Source organism: Acidobacteriota bacterium, assembly GCA_022340665.1.
Lineage (GTDB): Bacteria > Acidobacteriota > Thermoanaerobaculia > Thermoanaerobaculales > Sulfomarinibacteraceae > Sulfomarinibacter.
This window is the reverse complement of the sequence record JAJDNM010000139.1, coordinates 1-3,825: the sequence shown is the minus strand read 5'-3', so window position 1 is coordinate 3,825 and position 3,825 is coordinate 1. Positions and strand designations below refer to the sequence as shown.

General features: G+C 63.3%; 4 protein-coding genes. 3 read left to right on the top strand and 1 reads right to left on the bottom strand.

The window, feature by feature from the left end:
* A partial coding sequence (locus LJE93_15535; GenBank protein MCG6950326.1) for an amino acid racemase occupies window positions 1-563 on the top strand: 563 nt, incomplete at its 5' end.
* Window positions 564-612: 49 nt separating this feature from the next.
* Window positions 613-1,674 (top strand): DUF362 domain-containing protein, encoded by a 1,062-nt coding sequence (locus tag LJE93_15530; protein MCG6950325.1) that lies wholly within the window; start codon window positions 613-615, stop codon window positions 1,672-1,674.
* Window positions 1,675-1,776: 102 nt separating this feature from the next.
* On the opposite strand, the gene LJE93_15525 is transcribed toward LJE93_15530, so the two are convergent.
* Window positions 1,777-2,466 carry a M15 family metallopeptidase gene (locus tag LJE93_15525; GenBank protein ID MCG6950324.1) on the bottom strand — a complete coding sequence of 230 codons (690 nt, stop codon included), beginning with the start codon at window positions 2,464-2,466 and terminating at the stop codon, window positions 1,777-1,779.
* A 96-nt stretch (window positions 2,467-2,562) separates the two neighbouring features.
* Between LJE93_15525 and LJE93_15520 the strand changes: the two genes are divergently transcribed.
* The gene (locus LJE93_15520; GenBank protein MCG6950323.1) at window positions 2,563-3,804 is read left to right on the top strand and encodes an aminotransferase class I/II-fold pyridoxal phosphate-dependent enzyme; all 1,242 of its coding nucleotides are present in this window, start codon (window positions 2,563-2,565) and stop codon (window positions 3,802-3,804) included.
* Window positions 3,805-3,825 lie beyond the last annotated feature (21 nt).

The window sequence follows — 3,825 nt, the reverse complement described above, 5'->3', positions numbered from 1 at the left end:
ACCTCGCCGAGCTGGTCCGGCTGCAGCGCGACGGCGAACGATCGGAGGTGGTGGATTTCCTTCTCGATGTCCTGCAACGACTGCAGCGGGCCGGAGCCGAGATCGGCTCGTTCACCGCCAACACGCCCCACACCTACCTCGACGAGATCCTCCCGAGGACCACCCTGCCCTTGGTGAGCATCGTCTCGGCGACGCGAGACGCGGCAAGGGAGGGTGGATTCCGGCGCTCGCTCCTGCTCGGAACCAGGACGACGATGGAGGCCGAGATGTACCCGCATGCGTTCGCGGGGGGGGCCGGCATCGAGATCGTCCTGCCTCATGAGGAAGACCGGGTGTTCATCGACCACACGATCTACAACGATCTGGCGCTCGGACGGGTGAGCCCCGAAATCCGCCAACGCTACCTCGAGATCTGTGCGAATCACATCGAGGCGGACGCCGTCGACTCGGTGATCCTCGGCTGCACCGAGATCCCACTCGTGATCTCGGCCGAGGACCTTCCGGTCGCGGTGCTCGACACGACCGAGGTCCACGTCCGAGCGATCCTCGAGGCCGCATCCTGAGGAACCAACCGATCTTCACTCCGTAGAATTGGACTGGGGGTGATCAGCGATGACAGATGATGGCCGAACACGCAGACGTTTTCTCCGCGATATGGCGGCGCTCAGCCTCGCGGGACCGTCCGCCCTGAGGAGCTTCGCCGCCACCGGCACGGTCGAACAGGCCCTTTCTCCGATCCGTAGGCGGGTTCCCAACCCGTTTGTCGAGAACGGAAAACCGATCGTCGTCGTGGTGCGAGGCACCGATTTCACCAGCATGCTGGCAAAGGGCATGGAAGCTCTGGGAGGATTCGCCAGGCTCGGCAGCGGCCGGTCGGTCATCGTCAAGCCGAACTTTGTCTTCGACAAGAAGACACGTTATCCCACGACAACCGACGAAAACTCCGTCCTGACGACGGTCGACTACCTTCAGAAAGAGGGCTTCAACGACATCACCGTGGCGGACCGTCGGGGGAAGCGCCTGGCCAACGGCGAGGCGGGCGGCAAGTTCGACTGGAGCGGTCTGAACGATCTCGCGAAAAAGGGTGGATTCACGACCGACTCGCTGATGGACGACGCAAAGGCGCCGACCGTCCATGTGGGCGACGACAGCTGGACGACGATGCCCTCGATCGGAGTCATCAAGAAGATCTATGAGGCCGGACTGATCATCAACATGCCGACCCTGAAGAAGCACTCGCAGACCAACCTCACATGCTCGCTGAAGAACAGCATGGGCGTGCTCGACGTGCCGACGACCGAGGACATGCACCTCTGGGGGGATCACAACAAGGCGCGGTATGACTCCATGCCGAAGGCCGACATCACGCGGCGACTCTGTCTGGCAGTGGCCGAATGCGCCATGGCGGTGAGCCCCGAGATGACCGTGATTGACGCCAGGCAGGTGCTGTGCAAGAACCACGGCAGCTTCGCCTCCGGGCTGCCGCGCGACGCCAACCGCCTGATCATCAGCGGCGATCCGGTGGCGGCGGACGTGTATGCGGCCGGAGTGCTCAAGGAAGTCTACGAACCCTACGAGGTGGGATTCACCAGATACACCTTCGAAAACGCCACTCGGCTCGGGATCGGCGTGGCCGACCCGGGCAGCGTAGTCGTCAAGGAAATGGAAGCCTAGGATCCGGAATCCACCGATGAGTTGGTAGGGGCGGGTATATTCCACCCATGCAACACCCTCACCCTGCTTTCGTAGCGGCGGGCGGGAATTCGAAATATGAAATCACCTCACCGGGAAGTCGAAATAGGTATCCGGGAAGGGCTCGTCGGCGAGCGTGAAATGCCACCACTCGTTTTCATACGGCTCGAAACCGTGCCTCTGCATGATGAACAACAGCAGCAGCCGGTGAGTGCGCACCTCGGCCGGTTGCTCCGGATCGGTTGTCCACGATCGTTCCGAGAAGAAATCGAAGCCGGTCCCCATCGGCGCTTCCGTTTCGTCGGGTAGGTAGACGAGCGTCAGGTCGACGGTCGAACCACGCGAATGGCCGGAGCGCTCGGCGATGTAACCCAGGCCGAAGAGCTCCGACTTCTCGAGGTCCGGGTAGAACTCGGCCTGTGTCTTGGTGTCGGCCTCGTCCTGTGCCCAACGCACGAAATCGGCCACCGCCCGGGTTGGTCGGTAACAGTCGAACACCTTGAGGCCCAGGCTACGGGCTCCCAGCTCGGCCTGAGCCTCTGCGAGGGCTTCCGCCGCCTCCACGGTCAGGATGCAGACGGGCGCCTCGTAGCCGTCGACCGGTCGGCCGACGAAGTTGTCAGAGCCCGCGTAGCGCATGTCGACGACCAGGTCGGGCACGACGCTCGCCGCATCGACGAATCCTTCGGGCATCTTCTCCCCGGAGGAACTCACGCACGCCGCCGTCCAAACGGAGAGGAGAGCCAATATCGTTAATCGCTGCAATCGAAGCATCGGTCTGAGCCTAGCCCGAATTATTCATGAAGTCACTACTCCGGTCTCGCTCGGAACAACAACGGTGACGCGACCCGTCCGGTACAATGACCAGCCATGAGCAGCAACACTCGACGTCTGTCGCGCCGCGCGCAGGACATGCTTTCCGGACAGTCCATTCCCGAGTACCTGGAGCGGCACACCGAATGCCTGCTCGATCCCTTCGATTCGGCCACCAATCCCGACGGATACATCGGCCTGTGCGAAGCCGAAAACCGCCTGGTAGCCGAGTTGGTGTCCGACCGCCTTGCTCGGGCACCTAAGGTCCCGCCCTCCACCCTCTTCTACGACTCCATGACCGGCTCGCTTCGATTCCGCGAGCAGCTCTCGAGCTTCATGGGCCGGACCTTTCTCGGGCGAAAGTTCAAGCCGGAGCAGATTTCCGTCCTCGCCGGCGCCGGCAGCGTGCTCGATTTCCTCTTCCGAGCCATCGGCGATCCTGGCGACGGCGTGCTCGTGCCGACTCCGAGCTACGCCGGTTTTTGGATGGATCTCGAGCTGCGCGCGAGGCTCTCCATAATTCCGGTGCATCGCTCGATCGAGGACGGCTTCCGGTTAACCCCGGAAATGCTCGACCGCGCCGTCGCCACCGCCGGCCGACCGGTCAAGGCCCTGCTCTTCACCTCGCCCGACAACCCCCTCGGCACGGTCCCCTCGCCCGAGGAGATCGAACAGGTCCTGGCATGGGCGAACGACCGCGACCTGCACATCGTCTTCGACGAGATCTATGCCCTGTCGGTCTTCGGCGCGCGCACCTTCACCAGCTGCGCCGAGCTGCTGCCGTCGCTCGGCGAACAGGTCCACATCGTCTGGGCCTTCTCCAAGGACTTTGGCGCATCGGGCCTACGCTGCGGCGTCCTGGTCAGCGAGAACGAAGCCGTCAACGCTGCCGTCGACACGCTCGCCTACTGGGCGTGCTGCTCCGGCCACACCCAGTATTTGCTCGGCGATCTGATCTCCGACGAAGCCTGGGTCGAATCCTACATCGTCTCGATGAGGAAGCTGCTTCGTGGCTCGCACACCCGCCTGGCAGCGATGTTGGACGAGGGCGGGATACACCATCACCCCGCCGATGCGGGTGTCTTCGTGTTGCTCGACCTCAGGCAGCACCTCGCGGCACAGACCTGGGAGGCCGAGCACGCGCTGTGGCTCAGGATCGTCGAAAAAGCCCGGGTCAACCTCACCCCCGGCGCCGCCTGCCGGGCTGGCGAACCAGGATTTTTCCGGCTCTGTTACGCGGGACAGCCGGCCGAGGCGATGGAGACGGGTATCGAGAGGATCGTGAACCAGCTTCGCTGAGGAGATCTGATGCACGGAGTG